The organism is Pseudomonas sp. PS01303 (genome assembly GCF_029959385.1).
Taxonomy (GTDB): Bacteria; Pseudomonadota; Gammaproteobacteria; order Pseudomonadales; family Pseudomonadaceae; genus Aquipseudomonas; species Aquipseudomonas rustica.
In genome coordinates this window covers 1-20,392 of record NZ_JASCPK010000109.1, presented here as the reverse complement: position 1 = coordinate 20,392, position 20,392 = coordinate 1, and the positions used below count along the sequence as shown (strand labels likewise).

Genomic DNA, 20,392 nt, shown 5'->3' with positions numbered 1-20,392 from the left:
ACCAACACATTCCCCCTGTAGGAGTGAGCCTGCTCGCGATAGCGGAGTGTCATTCAACAATGATGTCGGCTGAAACGGCCTCATCGCGAGCAGGCTCACTCCTACAGAAAAGCCGATCTGGTTTAACCCAATAATAAATGGCGGAGGCCCATCATCATGGCCAACCTGAAAATCAAGAATCTGCAAAAAGGCTTCGAAGGTTTTTCCATCATCAAAGGCATCGACCTTGAGGTGAACGACAAGGAATTCGTGGTCTTCGTCGGCCCGTCCGGTTGCGGCAAGTCCACCCTGCTGCGACTGATCGCCGGGCTGGAAGAAGTCAGCGGCGGCACCATCGAACTCGATGGCCGCGACATCACCGAAGTCAGCCCGGCCAAGCGCGATCTGGCGATGGTGTTCCAGACCTACGCGCTGTACCCGCACATGACCGTGAAAAAGAACATGTCATTCGCCCTTGATCTGGCCGGCGTGCCGAAAGCCGAAGTCGAGAAGAAAGTCGGCGAAGCCGCGCGCATCCTCGAACTCGGGCCGATGCTTGAGCGCAAACCGAAACAGCTCTCCGGCGGCCAGCGTCAACGCGTCGCGATTGGCCGCGCTATCGTGCGCAATCCGAAAATCTTCCTCTTCGACGAACCGCTGTCCAACCTCGACGCCGCCCTGCGCGTGCAAATGCGTCTGGAACTGCTGCGTCTGCACAAAGACCTGCAAGCGACGATGATTTACGTAACCCACGATCAGGTCGAAGCGATGACCATGGCCGACAAAGTCGTGGTACTCAATGGTGGCAAGATCGAGCAGGTCGGCTCGCCGTTGGATCTTTATCACCAACCGGCCAACCTGTTCGTCGCCGGATTCCTCGGCACGCCGAAAATGGGTTTCCTCAAAGGCAAGATTGCCCGCGTCGATGCGCAGAGCTGCGAAGTCTCGCTGGACGCCGGCACCCGCGTCACCTTGCCGTTCAACGCCGCCAACCTCAGCGTCGGCAGCGCGGTGACCCTCGGCATTCGCCCGGAACATCTGGAACTCGCACAACCGGGCGACTGCACCCTGCAAGTCACCGCCGACGTCAGCGAACGCTTGGGCAGCGACACCTTCTGCCACGTCACCACCAGCGCCGGCGAAGCCCTGACCATGCGCGTGCGCGGTGATCTGGCCAGCCGTTACGGCGAGCAACTGAGCCTGCACCTCGACGCCGCCCACTGCCATTTATTCGATGCCGAAGGCGTGGCGCTGACCCGTCCCCTGCGCGCTGCAGCCTGATTTTCAAGAGACTTGCCCAATGAAACTCAACCAACAGAATCTCCACGGTCTGGCGCGCGAAGTAAAACTGCCGGCCTACAACCTCAGCGACACCCGCCAGGGCATCGCCCACATTGGCGTCGGCGGCTTCCATCGCGCGCATCAGGCGTATTACACCGATGCCTTGATGAACACTGGCGAAGCTCTCGACTGGGCGATCTGCGGCGTCGGCCTGCGCGCTGAAGACCAGCGTGCCCGCGACGATCTCAAAGAGCAGGATTACCTGTTCACCCTGTTCGAACTGGGTGACAGCGACGACACCGAAGTGCGGGTGATCGGCTCGATCCGCGACATGTTGCTGGCCCAAGACAGTGCTCAGGCGCTGATCAACAAGCTCGCCGATCCAGCGATTCGTATCGTCTCGTTGACCATCACCGAGGGCGGTTATTGCATCGACGACAGCAACGGCGAATTCATGGCGCATCTGCCGCAGATTCAGCACGATCTGGCGAATCCGCAATCGCCGAAAACCGTGTTCGGTTTCCTCTGCGCGGCGCTGTCCAAACGCCGAGGGGCGGGCACTGCGGCGTTTACCGTGATGTCTTGCGATAACCTGCCGCACAACGGCGCGGTGACGCGCAAGGCGCTGCTGGCCTTCGCGTCCTTACTCGACGCTAATCTGTGTGACTGGATTGATCAAAACGTCAGTTTCCCCAACGCCATGGTCGACCGCATCACGCCGATGACTAGCACCGCGCATCGCCTGCAACTGGCCGACAAACACGGCGTGGACGATGCCTGGCCGGTGGTTTGCGAACCGTTTGTGCAGTGGGTGCTGGAGGACAAATTCGTCAACGGTCGGCCCGCGTGGGAAAAGGTGGGCGTGCAGTTCACCGACGACGTTTCGCCGTACGAAGAGATGAAGATCAAACTGCTCAACGGCAGTCATCTGGCGCTGACGTATCTGGGGTTTTTGAAGGGTTATCGGTTTGTCCACGAGACCATGAACGACCCACTGTTTGTGCGTTACATGCGCGCTTATATGGATCTGGACGTCACCCCGCAACTGGCGCCGGTGCCGGGCATTGATCTGAGTGAATACAAGGACACGCTGGTCGCGCGGTTTTCCAATCAAGCGATTGCCGATCAGCTTGAGCGAGTGTGTTCGGATGGCTCGTCGAAGTTTCCCAAGTTCACCATACCGACGATTAACCGGTTGATTGCCGATGGCCGCGAGACCAAACGTGCGGCGCTGGTGGTAGCGGCCTGGGCGCTGTATTTGAAGGGGGTCGATGAGAATGGGGATACCTATTCGATTCCTGATCCACGGGCGACGTTTTGTCAGGCGTTGGTGGCGGATGATGGGTTGATGACTGAGCGGTTGTTGGCGGTGGAGGAGATTTTCGGCACGGCGATACCGCGTTCGGCGGAGTTTGTTGCGGCCTTTGAGTGGTGCTGTGAGAGTTTGCGGGAAGTAGGCGTGACGCGGACTTTGCAGCGGATTCTGGACTGAAAACCCCCTCACCCTAACCCTCTCCCGGAGGGAGAGGGGACTGACCGAGTGGTTTGTAAAAGCTCCGTCGACCTGAAAGTCCGGAGTCGAACTCAGTATCTGAAAAGCCTCTGAGTGAGATATCCGGCGTCGGCCTTGCTTCCGAAAAGCCCCCAATCCGCTCCCTTTCCCCCTCGCGCCCTTGGGGGAGAGGGCTGGGGTGAGGGGGTAAGCTCTTGATCTTCACCACACCCCGAGTGGTTCACACATGACAACCCAAAACCTCTTCCTCGGCATCGACTGCGGCACCCAAGGCAGCAAAGCCATCATCCTCGACGCCGCCAGCGGTCAAGTCCTCGGCCAGGGCGCCGCCAATCACACGATGATCAGTGGCGCCAACGGCCGCCGCGAGCAGCACACAGATCAATGGCTGGAAGCCTTCGCCCTCGCCACCCGCCGCGCACTCCTCGCGGCAAACGTCGATGGCCAGTCAATCCTCGGCATCGGCGTCTCCGGCCAACAACACGGTCTGGTGGTGCTCGACGACCAAGGCCAGGTTCTGCGCCCGGCCAAGCTCTGGTGTGACACCGAAACCAGCGCCGAAAACGATCGCTTGCTCAAGCATCTAGGCGATGAACAAGGCTCGCTGGAACGCCTCGGCGTAGTCATCGCGCCGGGCTACACCGTTTCCAAGTTGTTGTGGACCAAGGAACAGCATCCCGACGTGTTCGCCCGCATCGCGCGCATCCTGCTGCCCCACGATTACCTCAACTTCTGGCTCACCGGCCGCGCGTGCAGCGAATACGGCGACGCCTCCGGTACCGGCTATTTCAACGTGCGCACCCGTCAGTGGGATTTGCAGTTGCTGCGCGACATCGACTCCAGTGGCCGCTTGCAAGCAGCGTTGCCCGAACTGATTGACGCCCACCAAGCCGTCGGCACCATCCTTCCGTCAATTGCTGAGCACTTGGGCATCAACCCCGCTGCATTGGTCGCAAGCGGCGGCGGCGACAACATGATGGGCGCCATCGGCACCGGCAATATTCAGCCCGGCGCGATCACCATGAGCCTCGGTTCATCCGGCACGGTGTACGCCTATTCCGACGTACCGAAAGTCAGCCCCGACGCCTCCGTCGCCACCTTCTGTTCCTCCAGCGGCGGCTGGTTGCCGCTGATCTGCACCATGAACCTGACCAACGCCACCGGCGCGATACGCGAGCTGTTCGACCTCGACCTCGAACGCTTCAACGACCTCGTCGCCCAAGCCCCGATTGGCGCCGACGGGGTGAGCATGCTGCCGTTCCTCAACGGCGAACGTGTCCCCGCCCTGCCCCACGCCACCGGCAGCCTGCACGGTTTGACCATGGACAACCTGACCCAGGCCAATCTGTGCCGCGCCGCCGTCGAAGGCACGACCTTCGGTTTGCGTTACGGGCTGGATTTGCTACGGCAGAATGGTTTACAAAGCCGCAGCATTTGCCTGATTGGCGGCGGCTCGAAAAGCGCGGTGTGGCGACAGATCGTCGCCGACATCATGAACACCCCGGTGATCTGCACCGAACAAAGCGAAGCCGCTGCCCTCGGCGCTGCGATACAAGCGTCGTGGTGCAAATCCTGGTCGAACGGCTACGAAGAAACGTTGGCCGATCTGTGTCAGCGTTGCGTCAAACTCGATCCGAGCAGTGAAACCCTGCCGATCGCCGCCAATGTTGCGGCGTTTCAGCAGGTCTATGAACGCTATCAACAGCATGTCGCAACCCTATAAAGAGCAAACAATTATGTATTTGGTGTGTGGCGAAGCCCTGTTTGATTTCTTCAGCGAAGACGAGGCCAGCGGTCTGGCTTCGAAAGTGAATTTCAAGGCGATTGCCGGCGGCTCGCCGTTCAACGTCGCCGTGGGTTTGCGCCGTTTGGGCGTGGACTCGGCGCTGCTCGGCGGTCTGTCCACCGACTACCTTGGCCGCCGTTTGCAGCAAGTGTTGCAGGACGAAGGCGTGCGCCCGGATTACCTGGTGGAGTTCGCCGCGCCGACCACCCTGGCGATGGTCGCCGTCGGTGCCAACGGTTCGCCGCATTACAGCTTCCGTGGCGAAGGTTGCGCGGATCGGCAACTGAGCCTCGCGCATCTGCCGACGCTGGGCCCGGAAGTGCGCGGCCTGCACATCGGCTCGTTCTCATTGGTGGTGCAGCCGATTGCCGACACCCTGCTGGCACTCGTCCAGCGTGAAAGCGGTAAACGCCTGATCAGCCTCGATCCGAACGTGCGCCTCAACCCGGAACCGAACATCGAGTTGTGGCGCGAGCGCATTGCCACGCTGGTGCAACTGGCCGATCTGATCAAAGTCAGCGACGAAGATTTGAGCCTGCTGTACCCCGAGCAGGATCCGCAGCGGGTGATCGAAAGCTGGCTGGAGCACCGCTGCCAAATCGTCTTTCTCACCCGTGGCGGTGAAGGCGCAACGGTGTTCAGTCGCGCGCATGGCGCGTGGTCAGTACCAGCCTGTTCGGTGAAAATCGCCGACACCGTTGGCGCTGGCGACACCTTCCAGGCCGCGTTGATTACTTGGCTGACTGAGCACGGTCTGGACTCGGTAGAAGGCGTGCAGCAACTGACGCGCGAGCAGATCGACGCGATGCTGAAATTCGCCGTGCAAGCCGCCGCGCTGACGTGCAGCAAAACCGGCCCAGACTTGCCTTATCGTCATCAACTGTCCTGAACGCGTAGACTGTCGCCTTTTTTGCGCATGACGGGATAACGGCTTTTGAATTACGGAAAGACGCTTGGACTACTGACACTCGCAGGGTTATTGACCGGTTGCGGCACTTCACCGCCGCGTTCGCCGGAAAATCTCTGCGATATCTTTCGTGAAAAAAGCGACTGGTACGACGCGGCGCAAGTCACGCAAAAACGCTGGGGGGTGCCGATCCAGGTGCCCTTCGCGATCATGTACCAAGAGTCCGGCTACCGTTACGACGCCAAGACCCCGCGCAAATATCTGCTTTGGGTGATTCCGTGGGGCCGCGTGACCACCGCCTCGGGTTATGCGCAGGCGAAAGATGAAGTCTGGTCGGATTACCAGAAAAGCACCGGCCGCAACTGGGCCGATCGTGAAGACTTCGACGACGCCATCGACTTCATCGGCTGGTACATGGACAAGACCACCACGATCAATGGCGTCTACAAGTACGACGCTTACAACCAGTACCTCAACTACCACGAGGGCTGGGGTGGTTTCCGCAACAAGACTTATGCGAGCAAAGCCTGGCTACTGCCAACGGCGCGCAAGGTGCAGGCCCGCTCGAATATGTATGCCCAGCAATATGCCGGGTGTAAGGAAGAGCTGAATCGCGGGTTCTGGAGCCGGTTCTGGCATTGGTTGTAGTGGTGACTTTAAGGGCCTCATCGCGAGCAGGCTCACTCCTACAGGGGATCTTCTTCGGACACAAAACCCGCGTCCACTGAAGATCCCCTGTAGGAGTGAGCCTGCTCGCGAAAGCGCCCGATCAGGCACTACAAATCCCAGCCCTACAACACCGAAAAGCTATAACTCACAATCACCCGCGTCTCATCCACATCCCGCGCAAACTGCTCGTAGTTCGTGCGATACGTCGCATTCCTCAACCGCACGCTGACATCCTTGAACGTCCCTTCCTGAATCACATACTTCAACTCGCTGTCACGTTCCCACTCTTTGCCTTCCTGATCACTGCCCAGCACTTTGATGTGATCACCGTTGACGTAACGGGTCAGGAAGCTCAAACCATTAATGCCAATCGCCTTGAAGTCATAGTCATAACGCAACTGCCACGAACGCTCCTGCGCTGCGGCAAAATCGTTGACCTGCACATAGTTGACCAGATAAGGATTACTGCCATCGAGGTACGGCATCGAGTTATCGCCGTTCATACGCTGCCAACCCGCGCTGAACGTATGACCGCTGTGCGCGAAAGACAGCAAACCGCTCAACGCACGGTTATCGATGGAACCGGCCTTTGCATCGCCGCTGTCAGCACTCTTGAGCAAGCGCAGATCAGCCTTTAATACACCACCCGCCAACGGCTGATTAGCCAACAACCCGACAAAGTGCTGACGGTAGATGTCTTCCAGTTCCGCGTAGTGATATTGGCCGGTCAGACGATCATTGATCTTGTAATCGAAGCCGTACATGTCGAAATGATCGGCCGTGGTGTTACATGCGTAACGCTTGTTCTTGCAGTGCACGCGGATGTCTTGCGAATCGGTGGAATCGCGGGCGGTGTACTTGTCCAGACGCGCCGCCATAAAGGTCAGATCCTTCACCTCTTTCGAGGTCAACATCGCGCCGTTGAACATCGTCGGCAGCAGTCGCCCGTCGTTGTACTTGAGCAGCGGCAGATCCGGCCGCAACGCGCCGTACTTCAGCACCGAATCAGCAACGCGCACTTTGGCGGTCAGGCCCATCTTCGCGTATTGATCTTTCGAACCGCGCGGATCCTGACCGCTCGATGGCAGCAAACCACTGTTGCTGCTGTCAGCACTGGAATCGAGTTTGAAACCGAGCATGCCCAGCGCATCAATACCAAAGCCCACCGTACCCTCGGTGTAACCCGATTGCAGATCGAGAATAAAACCCTGAGCCGACTCTTCACGCTTCGACGCGCCCTGCTCGTTGGAAGTGTGCCCATCACGGAAGTCGCGGTTGAAGTACACCGTGCGCGATTCGATTTTCGCCGTGGTGTCTTCGAGAAAACCGCTGGCCTGAATCGGCGCGGTAAAACCGGCGCACAGCACAAAGGCTCCGAAGCCAAACGACTGGCGCGGGGTGATGAGGGGAAATGGGGGACGCATGAAAAACTCCAACACTGCAGCGTTTGCGCAAGCGCGCAATAAGCCAGAAATAGCTCCCGATCCGAGTCAGAAAATTGAGCCGGACAGAAGTGGAAACAAGGGGGTGAACGACAATGATGGCAGATGGCTTTGACGCGCCAAAGACGACTTTAGTCTGAATCTGAGCGACGATTTCCTGTGCGCCCGGTCGGATAGATGCCCTCGCCGCACGCGCTTTTCAGTGCAGCGAAGCGCCCGGTTTTATTGAGCGAAAGCCCCCAAGTAAGGGTTTCCCCCATACCGACAAGGGCCAACGTCTACGGCATTTGCGCCTTGAACGAGGCGGTTGAATGCTGCACCATCCGGGCTCTGCTTATTCAAGGACGGAATTCAAGGCATGTTGGACGCCAACGCAACCCACATTACCCTCACGCTCGAAGGCGCCTCCGCTGACCTGCAAGTACTCAGCTTCACCGGTCGCGAAGCCCTCAATCAGCCCTTCCGTTTTGACCTCGAACTGGTCAGCGCCCGCCCTGACCTGAAACTCGAAGAGCTGCTGCACAAACCCGGCGTTCTGACCTTCGGCGCCACCGGCGAAGGCATCATCCACGGCCTGGTCTATCGCATCGAGCAAGGCGATTCCGGCAAGACGCTGACCCGCTACAGCATTAGCCTGGTGCCGCAACTCGCCTACCTGCGCCACAACCACGATCAGCAAATCTTTCAGAACCTGACCGTGCCGAAAATCATCGGCCAGGTGCTCGAAGCACGCGGCATTCTTGCCGACGCTTATAGCTTCCAGCTCGGCGCCGAATACCCGCAACGCGAATACTGCGTGCAGTACGACGAGTCCGACCTGCACTTCATCCAGCGTCTGTGCGAAGAAGAAGGCATCCACTTCCACTTCCAGCACAGCAGCAGCGGCCACAAACTGGTGTTTGGCGACGACCAGACCGTATTCCGCAAACTGAAAGCCGTCAGCTACCAGCAAGACTCCGGCATGGCCGCGGAAAAACCAGTGATCAAGCGCTTCAACCTGCGCCTGGAAACCCGCACCACCCGCGTCAGCCGCCGCGATTACGACTTCGAGAAACCGAAGATCCTCCCCGAGGCCGCGAACAAAACCGAGTTCAGCCCGGATCTCGAAGACTACGATTACCCCGGTCGCTTCACCACCCGCGAGCGCGGCAAATTCCTCACCACCCGCGCCCTCGAACGCCATCGCAGCGACTACAAACTCGCCGACGGCAAAGGTGATGAGCCGACCCTCACCAGCGGCCATTTCCTGACCCTCGCCGAACACCCGCGCGCCGAATGGAACGACCTGTGGCTGCTGCTGGAAGTCTTCCACGAAGGCAAACAACCGCAAGTGCTCGGCGAAAACGTCACCAGCGACGTCACCGACAACAACAGCGATTTCCACCAGGGCTACCGCAACAGCTTCCTCGCGACCCCGTGGGACGCGCACTACCGCCCTGCCCTCGAACACCCGAAACCGAAAGTCCTCGGCAGCCAGACCGCCGTCGTCACCGGCCCCAAAGGTGAAGAAATCCACTGCGACCAATACGGCCGCATCAAAGTGCAATTTCACTGGGATCGCGAAGGCCAATCCGACGACAACACCTCCTGCTGGATGCGCGTCGCCAGCGGCTGGGCCGGCGCAGCCTACGGCGGCATCGCCATCCCGCGCATCGGCATGGAAGTCCTCGTCACCTTCCTCGAAGGCGACCCCGACCAGCCACTGGTCACCGGCTGCCTGTACCACAAGGAAAACGTCGTCCCCTACGACCTGCCGGCGAACAAAACCCGCAGCACCTTCAAAACCCTCAGCTCCCCGGGCGGCAAGGGCTACAACGAATTCCGCATCGAAGACAAAAAAGGTGCCGAACAGATCTACCTGCACGCCCAACGCGATTGGGACGAAAACATCGAACACGACCAGAAAATCCGCGTCGGCAACGAACGCCACGACACCGTCGAAGCCAACACCTACAGCGAATTCAAAGTCGAAGAACACCGCATCACCCACCTCGACCGCAAAAGCGAAATGCGCGCGAACGACCACCTGACGGTTGCGGTGACTCAGCACGTCAAGGTTGGCACAGCGCAGTTCGTTGAGGCCGGGACGGAGATTCACTACAACGCTGGCGAGAAAGTTGTGATGGAAGGCGGCATGGAACTCACGGCCAAGGCTGGCGGGAGTTTTGTGAAGGTGGATGCCGGGGGTGTGACCATCAGCGGGGCCGAGGTGAAGGTGAACTCTGGCGGTGGGCCGGGTGCGGGTACGCCGGCGGCGCCGTTGTTGCCGGGGCCGATGAAAGTGGCGGATGCGGATAAGGCGGGGAAAGTCCTCGTACCGCTGCCGAAACGTTTGAGCGAGTCCGGTATCACACCGTTGTGCGGCAAACAAAACAACGGCGCTTGCAGCCGTAAGGATTGCACATGCATGTAAAAGCGCTGAGCGCCCTCCTCGAAGCCCCGCGCCATTCGTTCGAGCAATTGCCACGTGAAAGCTCCGGCCAGAGCCTGTGCTTCATCATCGACCGCGCCCGTCAACCTGAGGCCATGAGCCGCCTCTACCGCATCGGCGAACCGATGAACTCGCAAGGCCTGTTCATCGGCACCGACTTCGCTGAAATGGCCGCTGACGGCCCGCTGTGGCTGACCGCACCATGGGGCAGCCGCCTCGCCCATGAAGCGGCAAAACTCTGCGAAGAAAACTACGCCGGCATCGCGCTCACCACCGCCGCCCCGGACAAAGCACTGGCCCACGCCCGCTGGCTGCTGCGCGCCAATGACGGCTCCGGCGGCCAAAGCCTGCTGAGCTACCACAAACCGAGCCTGTGGGCCGCGCTGGCTTACACCGCCGTGGAAAACTCACAGCAACTGTTCGGCCCGTGGCAACACGTCTACACCCCAGCGCCAGTCCACTTCGGCCGTAACCGTGATCACTGGCTGAGCTGGCGCTCCGTCTCGGAACTCGAATGGCTCGGCGACGTCTCAGCGTTCAACCTGCCATCGGACGCGCCGAAGGTTCAGGAACATTTGGGTTGGATCTACTGGACGGACGCGCAATACGCCGCCTACGGCGAGCCGACCGATGAAGAACTGCCCAACCTCGTGGCAAACCTCAACGTGCTGGTGGCCCACAACATTTACGAAGGTCGTCATTTACTGAGACTGGGGCCGATCACTAACGGCCCGCTGCTCGAAACGCAGCCTCAGGCAATGGCCATCCTGCAATCCAGGGAAGAGTCGTTCATCAAGGTTCAGCAGCTGCAGCAACTGGCTACCAGCGCCGCTTGATGACCCCCGTCCGCGTAAAGAATGAATGGAATCGAAATGGAAACTGATCTCTCAGAAGCACCCAAGGTAGAACTCAACGGCCCAGCTGCCACCGCATCGACCCCTGTCGTACCGGTCGAGACCAAACCGGCTCTGGAACTTGATCCCCAACCTGAAGCGCCTGCCAGTTGCTCCAACGCGTTCGACAAAGTCAAAACAGCTTGCTCGACGTCCTACGGCGAAGTGATCTACGCCACCAAAGAAAAGATGTTCTATCTGTTGCCTGAGCGCGCGGCCAGCTCGATCAAAGAAGCAATGAACGAGCTTGAGCAACACATCAGCGCAAGCAAGTCACCAGAAGAACGCCTCAAGGGCCTGAACAGCGCAGGACTGCTGGAGTATTTCCTGGAGCCCAAGCTCTCTAACTTCCTGCAAGGCGAACAAAAAAGCCGAATGCTCGAAATCGAGGCTCAAGAACCTGATATCGCTCAACCGACAATGGCCATGCGCCTTAAAGCTGTTGGTAGAGAAGCCCGAAACAGTGCTGCGCTGGACAAATTGCCGGATCAAAGCGAGTACGCGCGCAATCGGGAATTGGCCAACCAACAACAAGCTAGCTTGCTTGAAGCCAACTCCGAAGGGCAAAAGCTGCAGCGGCTCTACAGCGAGTGGAAGAAGCTGAAGACCGTCGCCATCGCTCAGGCCAAGATCGCCGGTTACACCTACGAAAGCGGTAATCTGTTTTCCCCCGGTGCACTTGAAGCAAGAAGTCGCGTACAGACTTACTTGAAGGCGCGTGCAGCACTTACAGCCAGCGGCAAGCTCACCACGCTGAAAGAGGAAGACTTCCAGAAAAACAAGAAGGCCTATCTCGACGCCACAAACTGCGTCATCGACGGCAAAGCCCGGATGTGTGGTTATTTGGCGGATGTCGCCAGTGAGCGCAAAAAAGTCGAAAAAGACTTCGCCGCCTATATCGAGTCAATCTTGAAGGTCGCCGATTACGGTCTCGCTGTCCCGGAATTCGCACTCATTCCAGACACTGGCAACATCAGCGCCGGGGTTGAGAAGTTCAAGGCCTACCTTGAAATGGAGCAACGGCAGATCACGCTCAGTGAGCAGATCCGCACAAAATACAAAGCATGGATTGATGCCAGCGGACAAAACGTCGCGGCGCCGGCCGGTATCGTCGAGGTCGAGCGAGCCGAATGGCATCGCATTCAACAAGACCGCATCAAGCTGCGCGATGATGCGGAGGCCGCCGTAGCCGCCGCTCTGCCACTGCGGCACCTGCTCTGGGAACCTGAACAGTTCCAGCCAAAACCCGAAGAGCGCCTGGTCAAAGCAGGATTTCCGCTGCGTGAAGTCGCGCTTTTCAACAGCCCCAACAGCCCCGTCAAACACCTAAGCATGCTCAATCTCGAGGGCATCACCAAAGTATTGAAAAAAGACGCCAGTGAAATCGGCGCCTCGATGGCCAAAGATGCGCAGAAGCTCCCCGGCAACAGCAGTGGTCAGGCCGCGACGGACACAGACGACAACCCTTTCCATGAGTGGTTACGGCGCGAAGGCGCCATCGCCATCAAAGACCAGCAAAGTGACTGGTTTGATGAGAAAGGCTGGTTTGACGTAGAACTCTTTCACGCTTATCTGAAATCGAAAAATTACAAAGTCGACACTTTTGAGGATGCCGGTGCCCGCAAAGATTGGGGCCTTCGCTTGCGTCAGTTGCTGTTCAAAGAAGAAGTCAGAAGCTCGCTGCGCCTGTTCGACAACAGCCCGCAAGCACAACTCGTTCGTGCACTGACACCGCCGCAATCATCGATTCACACCGGCACGAAAGTGACCGGACCGGCATTCAGCGTGACCGACAACTTCAAAGCTTCCGCCAAAGCCGAGGTCAGCTTGGGTATCGACCTCGCCCGTGGCGAAGTTGAACTGATGAAAATGGATCTGCCGGGTAGAGATCAGGCGAAAGACATCCTTATTCCCTACCTCGATTACGAGAAAAACCGCAAAAACCTCAACCTCGGTCGATTCTCGATCCATTTGGGCGCACGCGCCTGGGGTTATACCGGCGCCACCCTCCTCCTTTCATCCAGCGTTCAATTGGGTCGCGCAAACGTGCAGGGCGGACTAAACCTTCCGGAAATCACCGATGCAAAACGTCCGGACACGACTAATGCAACCGCTGCAACCGTAAGAAGCGAACCGGTACTGGAAGGCAACGCCGCCAAGGTTCGGGTAGAAGATGGTGCCAAAGCCCAATTCAACCTCTTTGCGGGAGTGCAGGCAGGTATTCTGCTGACAGGCGCCTTGAATTGGGCGCCACCAAAGGAGATCGCCGCGTTACGCACCGCGCCAACACCGGGGATGGGCAACAGCGTCAACAGTACAAAAGCCAGCGAATGGTCGAGCTTGGCCAGACTTACCGCAGGCTTTACCGCCGCGTACGGCCTCGGTACCAGCGCCGACATCGGCATTTCACTGCATGAAGGTCGCTTCATCATGCGGTTCAAAGCATCCGTAATTATCGGAGCAGGCGCTGGTGGCGAATTCCAGTTTGAAGTGGGGTATGACGGGGTGACTGACCTGATTAACCTGTTGCGTCGCGAAATGCATAAAAATCAGGACAAGTCGCTGATGTTTGTGACTGACGATGCCGCTGACTATATCGACAAGCTGAACTTCCTCGGGGCTGCAGGTATGGAAGTGGCGATGGCGTATATGCAGGGCATAGATGTGGTGATGTCTTTGTATGAAGCGCTGACTGGAGGGGGTAGAGGGGCGACTATTGCTCACACGATCATCAACTATCGCGACCAAAATGAATTGGAGCAGTGGTTTCTCAGTGCCACTCCTAATGCACTAGGCCCAATGTTCATGACATTAATTTCCGAGGCAAAAGACTTCACCATCACGGATGTCTCCACAGATAGCGCTTCGAGAGAGAAAAAATTTACTTACGACAAGCAACAAATGCACTTACTACAACAGCAAGCGCTAGAAAAAATACTAGGCTGGATTGTAACAAACGCAAAAAATACAGGCACCCTAACACAAGCTCAAGCACAGTTCGAAGAAGCATGCGCAAGCATGAATAAATTCGGAACAGAAGATCCCGACAGAGGTCAAGCTTATTGCGAACAGCGATTAGCAATGGATAATTTTATGTCTGAGGCCGTACTCCGGCTGGTTGACGAGCGTAACAACCTAATGAGATCTCGATATAAAAAGCATGTCGCTGAACTTGGCGCAAGACAAGATGGCTTCTGCCAGAGATTTACACATTATGGTCGGACATATTTGCCGGCAGGGCGAGCCACCTATATGGGTCCGGCGAAATGACAGGAGCAAGCACTATTAATCCCTCCATATACAAAATTATGACGGCATTGATTTTTTTCATACTGCCTACGTTCGCACTTGCTGCGCTCGACTCGAGTCAGCAATATGCAAAAGATCGAGGAATAATATTATTCAAACAAAACAAAACAGCAAAACCTGAGTTAACAATTGCTGCTGAAGCAGGCGATCACGAAGCACAATATTATTTGGCCGAGGAAATTCAACTGCAAAACCAGTATATTACTCCTGAAGCCTTAAAATGGTATGAAGCAGCGGCCAATCAAGGCGACCTGTATGCAATGATCCGAATTGGTAGAAGCACCAACGACCTGTGCGCAGCGATGGCAAACTGCCCAAAAGGTACCAAGACTCCAAAGGAATGGATGGCGGAAGCGACTAAATTAGCTCAAGAAAAGTCTGAAACTGGCGACGCCAATGCTCTTTACATCATGTACGAATTGACAGCTGAACGAGATTGGCTTCAAAAGTCGGCGCTAGCTGGAAATTCAACTGCACAGTATCGAATGGCAATAGGAGACCGCCAAGGAGAGGGCTTTTTGCTCCCTTGGAAGCGTCAAAACTCTGTTGAAAAATGGTTTCTGCTTTCTGCAAAAGGTGGCAATCCAAAAGCGATGATGCAGCTATTCGGCATTTATCGAGAAAAGGGTGACCTTGAGCAAGCCCGGTACTGGGTAGAGAAAGCCGCTTCGATTAGTTACGAAGCCGGTATCTATAATCTTGGCTATTTTTTAGCTCTAGATCCGAGCGCACTTGGCTTCAAGGAAGATAAAATTAAGGGTTACGCTTTAATTTCTCTTTTAAAAGAGTTAGATGGCGGAGGAACGGCACAAACTGATGTGGCGGAAACGCTACCGCTAATATCAGAAAAAATGACGACCGCAGAGATCGAAGAAGCAAGAAAATATGCAATTGAATGGAAAGCTTCGCACCCTCCAATTTCTTTTTTCCCTGATAAAATGAAATTTTAATCTTGTATTGGCCGCTACGATTGAAAACGAGGTTAAATGTGAAGTCGAGCTATTTAAATCCATTCAAAATCTCGACCCTGTTTATGGCTTTCTCCTGTGCGCCGCTTAGTAATTATGCATGCGCCGGACTTTCTGCTAAACAACAAGAATCAAAAATCCAAGGAATAACCCTTTACAATCAGTATAAGCCAGCAGAATCTGAATTACGTATCGCTGCAGAAGCAGGCGATACAGAGGCTCAGTTTTACTTGGCAGAAGAACTTCGCGAGCAAAAACGATACATCACTAAAGAGTCACAGAAATGGTATGAAGCCGCCGCTACACAAGGCGATCTCTACGCAATGTTGCGACTCGCCACTTCAAATAGCGATTTATGCAGCCTATTGAACAGCTGCACCGATGGATCGAAGAAACCTGCCGAATGGCTTGAGTTGCTCAACAAAGAGGCGGGACTTCAGGCTAAAGATGGCGATGGTGAAGCCATGTACATCCTGTATTTAGCAACAGGAAAACTGGAGTGGCTGGAAAAATCCGCGGTCGCTAGCTTTGCTAGAGGACAATGGCTTCTGGCAAACCGTTACAAGGAAGGTGAAAGATTCTTCTTCCCTTGGAAACGTAATGAAGAGGTGGGTCGGTGGTTAAAAGCTTCAGCGGAAAATGGCTTTCCTGAGGGAATGCTTGAATACGGAGGATTCTTGTATGAAACAAGTGGTGATGTAAGAGTTGCACGACATTGGATCGAGGAAGCAGCAAAAACCGGGCATGTATCCGGCGTAAGCAGCTATGGCGCCTACGTGGCACATGCCCCAGCACTTTATGACTTCCCCCTGGACTTAGTGAAGGGCTATGCACTGACATCACTCCTAACGGAATTAGATGGTGGCGGTAACATAAAGCCGTATGTAGATGAAGCTCTTCCAGAAATAGGCAAAAAAATGAGCCCTGCGCAAATTTCAGAAGCCAAGGCACTTGCTAAACAATGGAAAGAAACGCATCCACCACTCTCATTTTTTCCAGGAAAATTCGGGTTCTGATATTTGAACCTCGCCAGTCGGCAGTAGTGAATCAGCCTACATTTCCCAGCCATTCACTCCTGCCAAATTCCCTACCCCATCAAACCGGCGCCTTCCAGCTCACCATCTGTTGCTGCGCGACCTGCAGCAAATCATTGCCATCCTGCGCCAGCAGATACAGTGCATGGGTAATGTGCGGAATGTCTTCCACGTCGGCTTGCTTGAAGCACAGACAGTGCAATGTTTCGAGCAGGTCGCTGCACGCGCGGATGCGCTGGACAGCGGCTTCAAGGATGTCTTTAGGGTTGGCTTCGGTGTCGATGAGCAGCGTCGGGCTTTCAGTGACGTTGCTGTTTAAGGGGTGGTAGCGGTTTGGAAGCGGATTCAATTTTGGCATTTTGATTACTCAACTGTTTCGTAGGTAACCGCCAAAACCGTGACCAAACGGTGGGAGGCGGCCGTGTGCAGGCTTGGTCAACCGAGAACAGTTCAAACTCAGCTCGCCCGAAGGCGTCCTGCACACAGCCGCCACAGCAGTGCACCTCACGAACATAGAAGTTCGCCGTGCAAATGATGGCACATATGCAATGAACTCTTCTCAGGTGACCAAACCCGAGCCGCTGATTTTGCAGCGACACCCGACAATACCCGCCCCGCTCCAACCCCCGAAAGCAGACAAAGCAGCAGCTTCTGTAGGAATTCGCCAAACCGCGCGAAGAAAACCGCCTCACTCCCTGACAGCCGGCGTTCAGCCGGGTTAACCATCGCTTAACGCCGTGGTCGAAAACTGTACTGAACCGCACGCCCTCAGCCGTTGGCTGACGCCCAGTGCGGCAGGTTCGGTTTGTATTGCACCGAACTCTCTTTGCGTCGCACGGGAGTCCTTTCATGAACATTCGTCCGTTTCTGCTCACCACCGCCCTCGCCTGCACGGCTTTTACCGGGTTGGCGCAGGCCAATGACACGTCTGCCACGTCGAAAGCGGTGCCTTATGAGTACGGTATGCCGCTGCATGTGGCGAAGGTGATTTCGTTGACTGAGCCGGCCACTCAGCAATGCAAGGTGATAACAGCTGATATGAAGTACATCGATAATGCCGGCAAGGCTGAGGAGATCAGTTATCGGAAAATGTCTGACGCATGCAGTTTCCAAAACTGACAGAACGTTCTGATTTTTCGCGTTGCGGTAGGCGTGGGGTGTTTCGGGGGTTATGCTCGGGGCCCTCCTCACTGCCGCAAGGATTAGCCATGCAGTTGTCGTTTCGCGCGTTGTCGGGCATTACCTCTTCGTTGTGTTTTTTACTGGCGCTGGCCTGGGGCTTTTTCCCCGAGGTGTTGCTGGCGATCTGGAGCATTGAGTATTCGACCGCAGTCGGATTTGTCGCGCGGCGCAGCGCGGTGTTGTTTGCGGCGTTGGGGGTGATGTTTTTTCTGGTGCGCCATGCACCGCCGTCGGTGGCTCGCAGTGCGCTGAGCAACGGCTTTATCGTCGGTTGTTTTGGCTTGGCTGTGCTGGGTTTTGGCGAATGGCTGAACGGCCATGCCGGCCCCGGCATTTTGCTGGCGGTGCTGGTCGAGCTCGCGCTGGGCCTTGGTTTTGTGCAGGCCCGGCGCGTGACGGTCGAACTGGCTGAAACAGTGGGTTAAACGGCTCTGGATCGCGGACTGTAGTGGTGCGGTGTACTTTGCTTATTCAGATCCGAACGCAGCCCTGCGATCAGTTCATTGATCTCGCGACAGCCGTTGAGGTGGCTGGCGTCGATGTCACGAACCATTAGATCGACCTGATCGGTCTGGTGATCGCCAAACACTTTGACGGTCATCAACAAGTCCGGCGACAGCGTGCACTGGCAGCGCTTTGGCAGGAAACTGCTTTCAACGATATTACGAAGTTCCAAGGCAGACAGAAACATGGCGAACCCTCTCCTTACTGTGAGATTGCCAATCAAGTATTCACGCTGACCTTTGCTGCGCCTGCACGGGTGTGTCCCCGCTGTTTCCCTGGTGCGGCAAACGGTGGTACGGCGAAATGCCCATTGGAGTGTAGGCGCCCAAACCCGGTGCGCCGCACTGAAAAGACGCATAAAGCGTGCCTTTCATCGGGTCATTCTGCCCCACATAAAAATCAATCACTTGGCGCAAAGGCCAGTATTTTGCTACGTGCAAAATGCCGGTTGAGCCCTTTTGCGCGTTGCATTTTGCAATCTGTTGCGGGTTTGCATTCATCACCCATGACGGTAAGAATGCTTGTCAAACCACCCTACACCCGCAAGGAGGCATCCATGGGTTCTTTACGCGCTTACGCGACCACCGGGCTGATTATCGCCAGCCTGTCCACCCTCGCCCACGCGGCGAAACTTGAAGACGTAGCACCTTACCCGAAGGCTGAGGCGGGCTTTACCCGTCAGGTCATTCATTTGCCGAAGCAAGAGAATGAAGAAAACTTCCAGGTCGAGATTCTTGCCGGCAAGACCCTTGAGGTGGACTGCAATCGTCCGAAGCTCGGCGGCGTGCTCGACGAGAAAAATCTGCAAGGCTGGGGCTATCCGTATTATCGCCTCGAGAAAGTCATTGGCCCGATGAGCACGCTGATGGCCTGCCCGCCCGGCAGCAAGAAGAAGCGCGCGTTCGTGCCGGTCGTCGGTGATGGTTTCACCGTGCGTTACAACAGCAAATTGCCGATCGTGGTCTACGCCCCAACGGACGTCGAAGTGCGCTACCGCATCTGGTCGGCCTCGGACAAGGTCAACACAGCCATTCAGGAATAACCGGGCAAGGAGCACGTGCAGTGATTACTTGCCACGTCAGATACGTGATCGACCCGTACCAACTGACCGAGTTCGAGGCTTACGCCAAGGCCTGGCTCGGTATCGTTGAACGCTTGGGCGGCAGCCATCATGGCTACTTTCTGCCATCGGAGGGTGCGAGCAACATTGCGTATTGCCTGTTCAGTTTTCCGTCACTGGCGGATTACGAAAGCTATCGGCATATCGCGATGACCGATCCCGAGAGTACTGCGCTGGTCGCCTCTTTGCTCGAGAAAAAGTTCATCGTCAGCTACGAGCGCACGTTCCTGCGCCCGCTGCTGCCCTGAACACCGTTACGCCGGGACGCCGCACGCAGCGGCGCGCTCGGCGACGTGACGCAGGCTGTCGAAGTTGATGTTGGCGCCTGAGTCGATCGCCACGAAGGTTTGACCGCGCACGCCGCTTCGCGCCACGTATTGCTTGATGCCCGCGACGGCCAGGGCGCCGGAGGGTTCGGTGATTGAGCGCGTGTCGTCGTAGATGTTTTTGATCGCGGAACAGAGGTCGTCGTTGCTGACGGTGATCACCTCGTCCACGCAGAAACGACACACTTCAAAACCGTATTCACCGATCTGCGCCACGGCCACGCCGTCGGCGAAGGTACCGACGTTGGGCAACACGACACGTTCGCCTGCGTGCAGAGCGGCTTTCAGACACGCGGAATGTTCAGATTCGACACCGATGATCCGCACTTCCGGGTGCAGGTATTTGATGTACGCGGCGATGCCGGCGATCAAGCCGCCACCGCCTACCGGGATGAAAATGGCATCCAGCACGCCTTGGTGTTGCTGAAGGATTTCCATGGCCACGGTGCCTTGTCCGGCGATCACGTCCGGGTCATCGAAGGGGGACACGAAGGTGCGGCCGGTTTCTTCGGCCAATTGCAGGGCATAGGCCAACGCGAAGGGAAAGCTTTCACCGTGCAGCCGCGCTTCCGCGCCTCGACTGCGTACGCCCAGCACCTTCAGTTCAGGGGTGGTGCACGGCATGACGATGGTCGCGGCGATGCCCAGTTCGCGCGCCGCCAGTGCCACGCCTTGCGCGTGGTTGCCGGCCGATGCGGTGATGACGCCTTGTGCCTTCTGCGCATCGCTCAGTTGCACCAGTTTGTTGTAGGCGCCACGGATCTTGAAAGAGAACGTCGGTTGCAGGTCTTCGCGCTTGAGCAGGATGCGGTTGCCCAGCGCTTCGGACAACGCCGGGGCTGCCTGCAATGGCGTACGCACAGCCAGGTCGTACACGGGAGCGGCGAGAATCCTTTTCACGTAGTGCTCAAGCAGGGCTTGCTGGTCGTTGGTGTAACTCATGCTGATCTCCTTGATAGCGATTCGGTCTCGCTCATGTAGGAGCTGCCGCAGGCTGCGATCTGTTGATCTTCAATAAAATCAACATCAAAAGATCGCAGCCTGCGGC

At 56.7% G+C, this 20,392-nt stretch carries 19 protein-coding genes; 14 read left to right on the top strand and 5 right to left on the bottom strand.

Annotation, left to right across the window (positions count from 1 at the left end; translation table 11 throughout):
- The first annotated feature begins 156 nt into the window (after positions 1-156).
- The 5 genes from ugpC (at position 157) to QMX93_RS22945 (ending at position 6,114) form a co-directional block, all read left to right on the top strand.
- Positions 157-1,260 carry a sn-glycerol-3-phosphate ABC transporter ATP-binding protein UgpC gene (gene ugpC / locus QMX93_RS22965; RefSeq protein ID WP_159811331.1) on the top strand — a complete coding sequence of 368 codons (1,104 nt, stop codon included), beginning with the start codon at positions 157-159 and terminating at the stop codon, positions 1,258-1,260.
- 19 nt (positions 1,261-1,279) lie between these two features.
- Positions 1,280-2,752 (top strand): mannitol dehydrogenase family protein, encoded by a 1,473-nt coding sequence (locus QMX93_RS22960; RefSeq protein WP_282358088.1) that lies wholly within the window; start codon positions 1,280-1,282, stop codon positions 2,750-2,752.
- Positions 2,753-2,999: 247 nt separating this feature from the next.
- Entirely contained in the window at positions 3,000-4,496 is a 1,497-nt protein-coding gene (gene xylB / locus QMX93_RS22955; RefSeq protein ID WP_282358087.1) for a xylulokinase, read from the top strand.
- A gap of 13 nt (positions 4,497-4,509) precedes the next feature.
- The gene (locus tag QMX93_RS22950; protein ID WP_282358086.1) at positions 4,510-5,448 is read left to right on the top strand and encodes a carbohydrate kinase; all 939 of its coding nucleotides are present in this window, start codon (positions 4,510-4,512) and stop codon (positions 5,446-5,448) included.
- 45 nt (positions 5,449-5,493) lie between these two features.
- Positions 5,494-6,114 (top strand): hypothetical protein, encoded by a 621-nt coding sequence (locus tag QMX93_RS22945; RefSeq protein ID WP_053119875.1) that lies wholly within the window; start codon positions 5,494-5,496, stop codon positions 6,112-6,114.
- A 143-nt stretch (positions 6,115-6,257) separates the two neighbouring features.
- On the opposite strand, the gene QMX93_RS22940 is transcribed toward QMX93_RS22945, so the two are convergent.
- Positions 6,258-7,559 carry an OprD family porin gene (locus tag QMX93_RS22940; protein ID WP_282358085.1) on the bottom strand — a complete coding sequence of 434 codons (1,302 nt, stop codon included), beginning with the start codon at positions 7,557-7,559 and terminating at the stop codon, positions 6,258-6,260.
- A 376-nt stretch (positions 7,560-7,935) separates the two neighbouring features.
- Here QMX93_RS22940 and QMX93_RS22935 point away from each other — a divergent pair, with 376 nt between their 5' ends.
- The 5 genes from QMX93_RS22935 to QMX93_RS22915 are packed head-to-tail and all read left to right on the top strand — an operon-like array spanning position 7,936 to position 16,194.
- A complete protein-coding gene (locus tag QMX93_RS22935; protein WP_282358084.1) occupies positions 7,936-9,990 on the top strand; it encodes a type VI secretion system tip protein VgrG in 2,055 nt (684 codons plus the stop codon).
- Positions 9,981-10,844 carry a DUF4123 domain-containing protein gene (locus QMX93_RS22930; RefSeq protein ID WP_282358083.1) on the top strand — a complete coding sequence of 288 codons (864 nt, stop codon included), beginning with the start codon at positions 9,981-9,983 and terminating at the stop codon, positions 10,842-10,844. Before QMX93_RS22935 ends, QMX93_RS22930 begins: the two co-directional genes overlap by 10 nt.
- Positions 10,845-10,880: 36 nt before the next feature.
- Positions 10,881-14,171: a hypothetical protein gene (locus QMX93_RS22925; RefSeq protein WP_282358082.1), complete on the top strand. Its 3,291-nt coding sequence runs from the start codon at positions 10,881-10,883 to the stop codon at positions 14,169-14,171.
- Positions 14,168-15,160, top strand: a complete 993-nt coding sequence (locus QMX93_RS22920; protein WP_282358081.1) for a sel1 repeat family protein — start codon at positions 14,168-14,170, stop codon at positions 15,158-15,160. Before QMX93_RS22925 ends, QMX93_RS22920 begins: the two co-directional genes overlap by 4 nt.
- Positions 15,161-15,198: 38 nt before the next feature.
- Positions 15,199-16,194: a sel1 repeat family protein gene (locus QMX93_RS22915; protein WP_282358080.1), complete on the top strand. Its 996-nt coding sequence runs from the start codon at positions 15,199-15,201 to the stop codon at positions 16,192-16,194.
- Between the two features lie 79 nt (positions 16,195-16,273).
- Here QMX93_RS22915 and QMX93_RS22910 read toward each other — a convergent pair whose 3' ends face one another.
- Complete coding sequence (locus QMX93_RS22910; protein ID WP_282358079.1) at positions 16,274-16,570, bottom strand: hypothetical protein; 297 nt, start codon at positions 16,568-16,570, stop codon at positions 16,274-16,276.
- A 491-nt stretch (positions 16,571-17,061) separates the two neighbouring features.
- Between QMX93_RS22910 and QMX93_RS22905 the strand changes: the two genes are divergently transcribed.
- Together QMX93_RS22905 and QMX93_RS22900 are read left to right on the top strand one after the other, a co-directional pair.
- Entirely contained in the window at positions 17,062-17,331 is a 270-nt protein-coding gene (locus QMX93_RS22905; RefSeq protein ID WP_282358078.1) for a DUF2790 domain-containing protein, read from the top strand.
- Positions 17,332-17,420: 89 nt separating this feature from the next.
- Positions 17,421-17,819 (top strand): hypothetical protein, encoded by a 399-nt coding sequence (locus QMX93_RS22900; protein ID WP_212549430.1) that lies wholly within the window; start codon positions 17,421-17,423, stop codon positions 17,817-17,819.
- Here QMX93_RS22900 and QMX93_RS22895 read toward each other — a convergent pair.
- Both QMX93_RS22895 and QMX93_RS22890 read right to left on the bottom strand, forming a co-directional pair.
- Entirely contained in the window at positions 17,816-18,085 is a 270-nt protein-coding gene (locus tag QMX93_RS22895) for a DUF1652 domain-containing protein (RefSeq protein WP_053119860.1), read from the bottom strand. The two genes, QMX93_RS22900 and QMX93_RS22895, sit on opposite strands and share 4 nt — an antisense overlap.
- A 40-nt stretch (positions 18,086-18,125) precedes the next feature.
- Positions 18,126-18,398, bottom strand: coding sequence for a hypothetical protein (locus QMX93_RS22890; RefSeq protein WP_282358077.1), 273 nt, complete (start codon positions 18,396-18,398; stop codon positions 18,126-18,128).
- 56 nt (positions 18,399-18,454) lie between these two features.
- Here QMX93_RS22890 and eco point away from each other — a divergent pair, with 56 nt between their 5' ends.
- Positions 18,455-18,940 (top strand): serine protease inhibitor ecotin, encoded by a 486-nt coding sequence (eco, locus tag QMX93_RS22885; protein ID WP_053119858.1) that lies wholly within the window; start codon positions 18,455-18,457, stop codon positions 18,938-18,940.
- 20 nt (positions 18,941-18,960) lie between these two features.
- Positions 18,961-19,266, top strand: a complete 306-nt coding sequence (locus QMX93_RS22880; protein ID WP_282358075.1) for an NIPSNAP family protein — start codon at positions 18,961-18,963, stop codon at positions 19,264-19,266.
- Between the two features lie 6 nt (positions 19,267-19,272).
- Here the strand turns inward: QMX93_RS22880 and ilvA are convergent, their stop codons facing one another.
- Positions 19,273-20,286 carry a threonine ammonia-lyase, biosynthetic gene (ilvA, locus tag QMX93_RS22875; protein WP_282358074.1) on the bottom strand — a complete coding sequence of 338 codons (1,014 nt, stop codon included), beginning with the start codon at positions 20,284-20,286 and terminating at the stop codon, positions 19,273-19,275.
- Between the last annotated feature and the right edge of the window lie 106 nt (positions 20,287-20,392).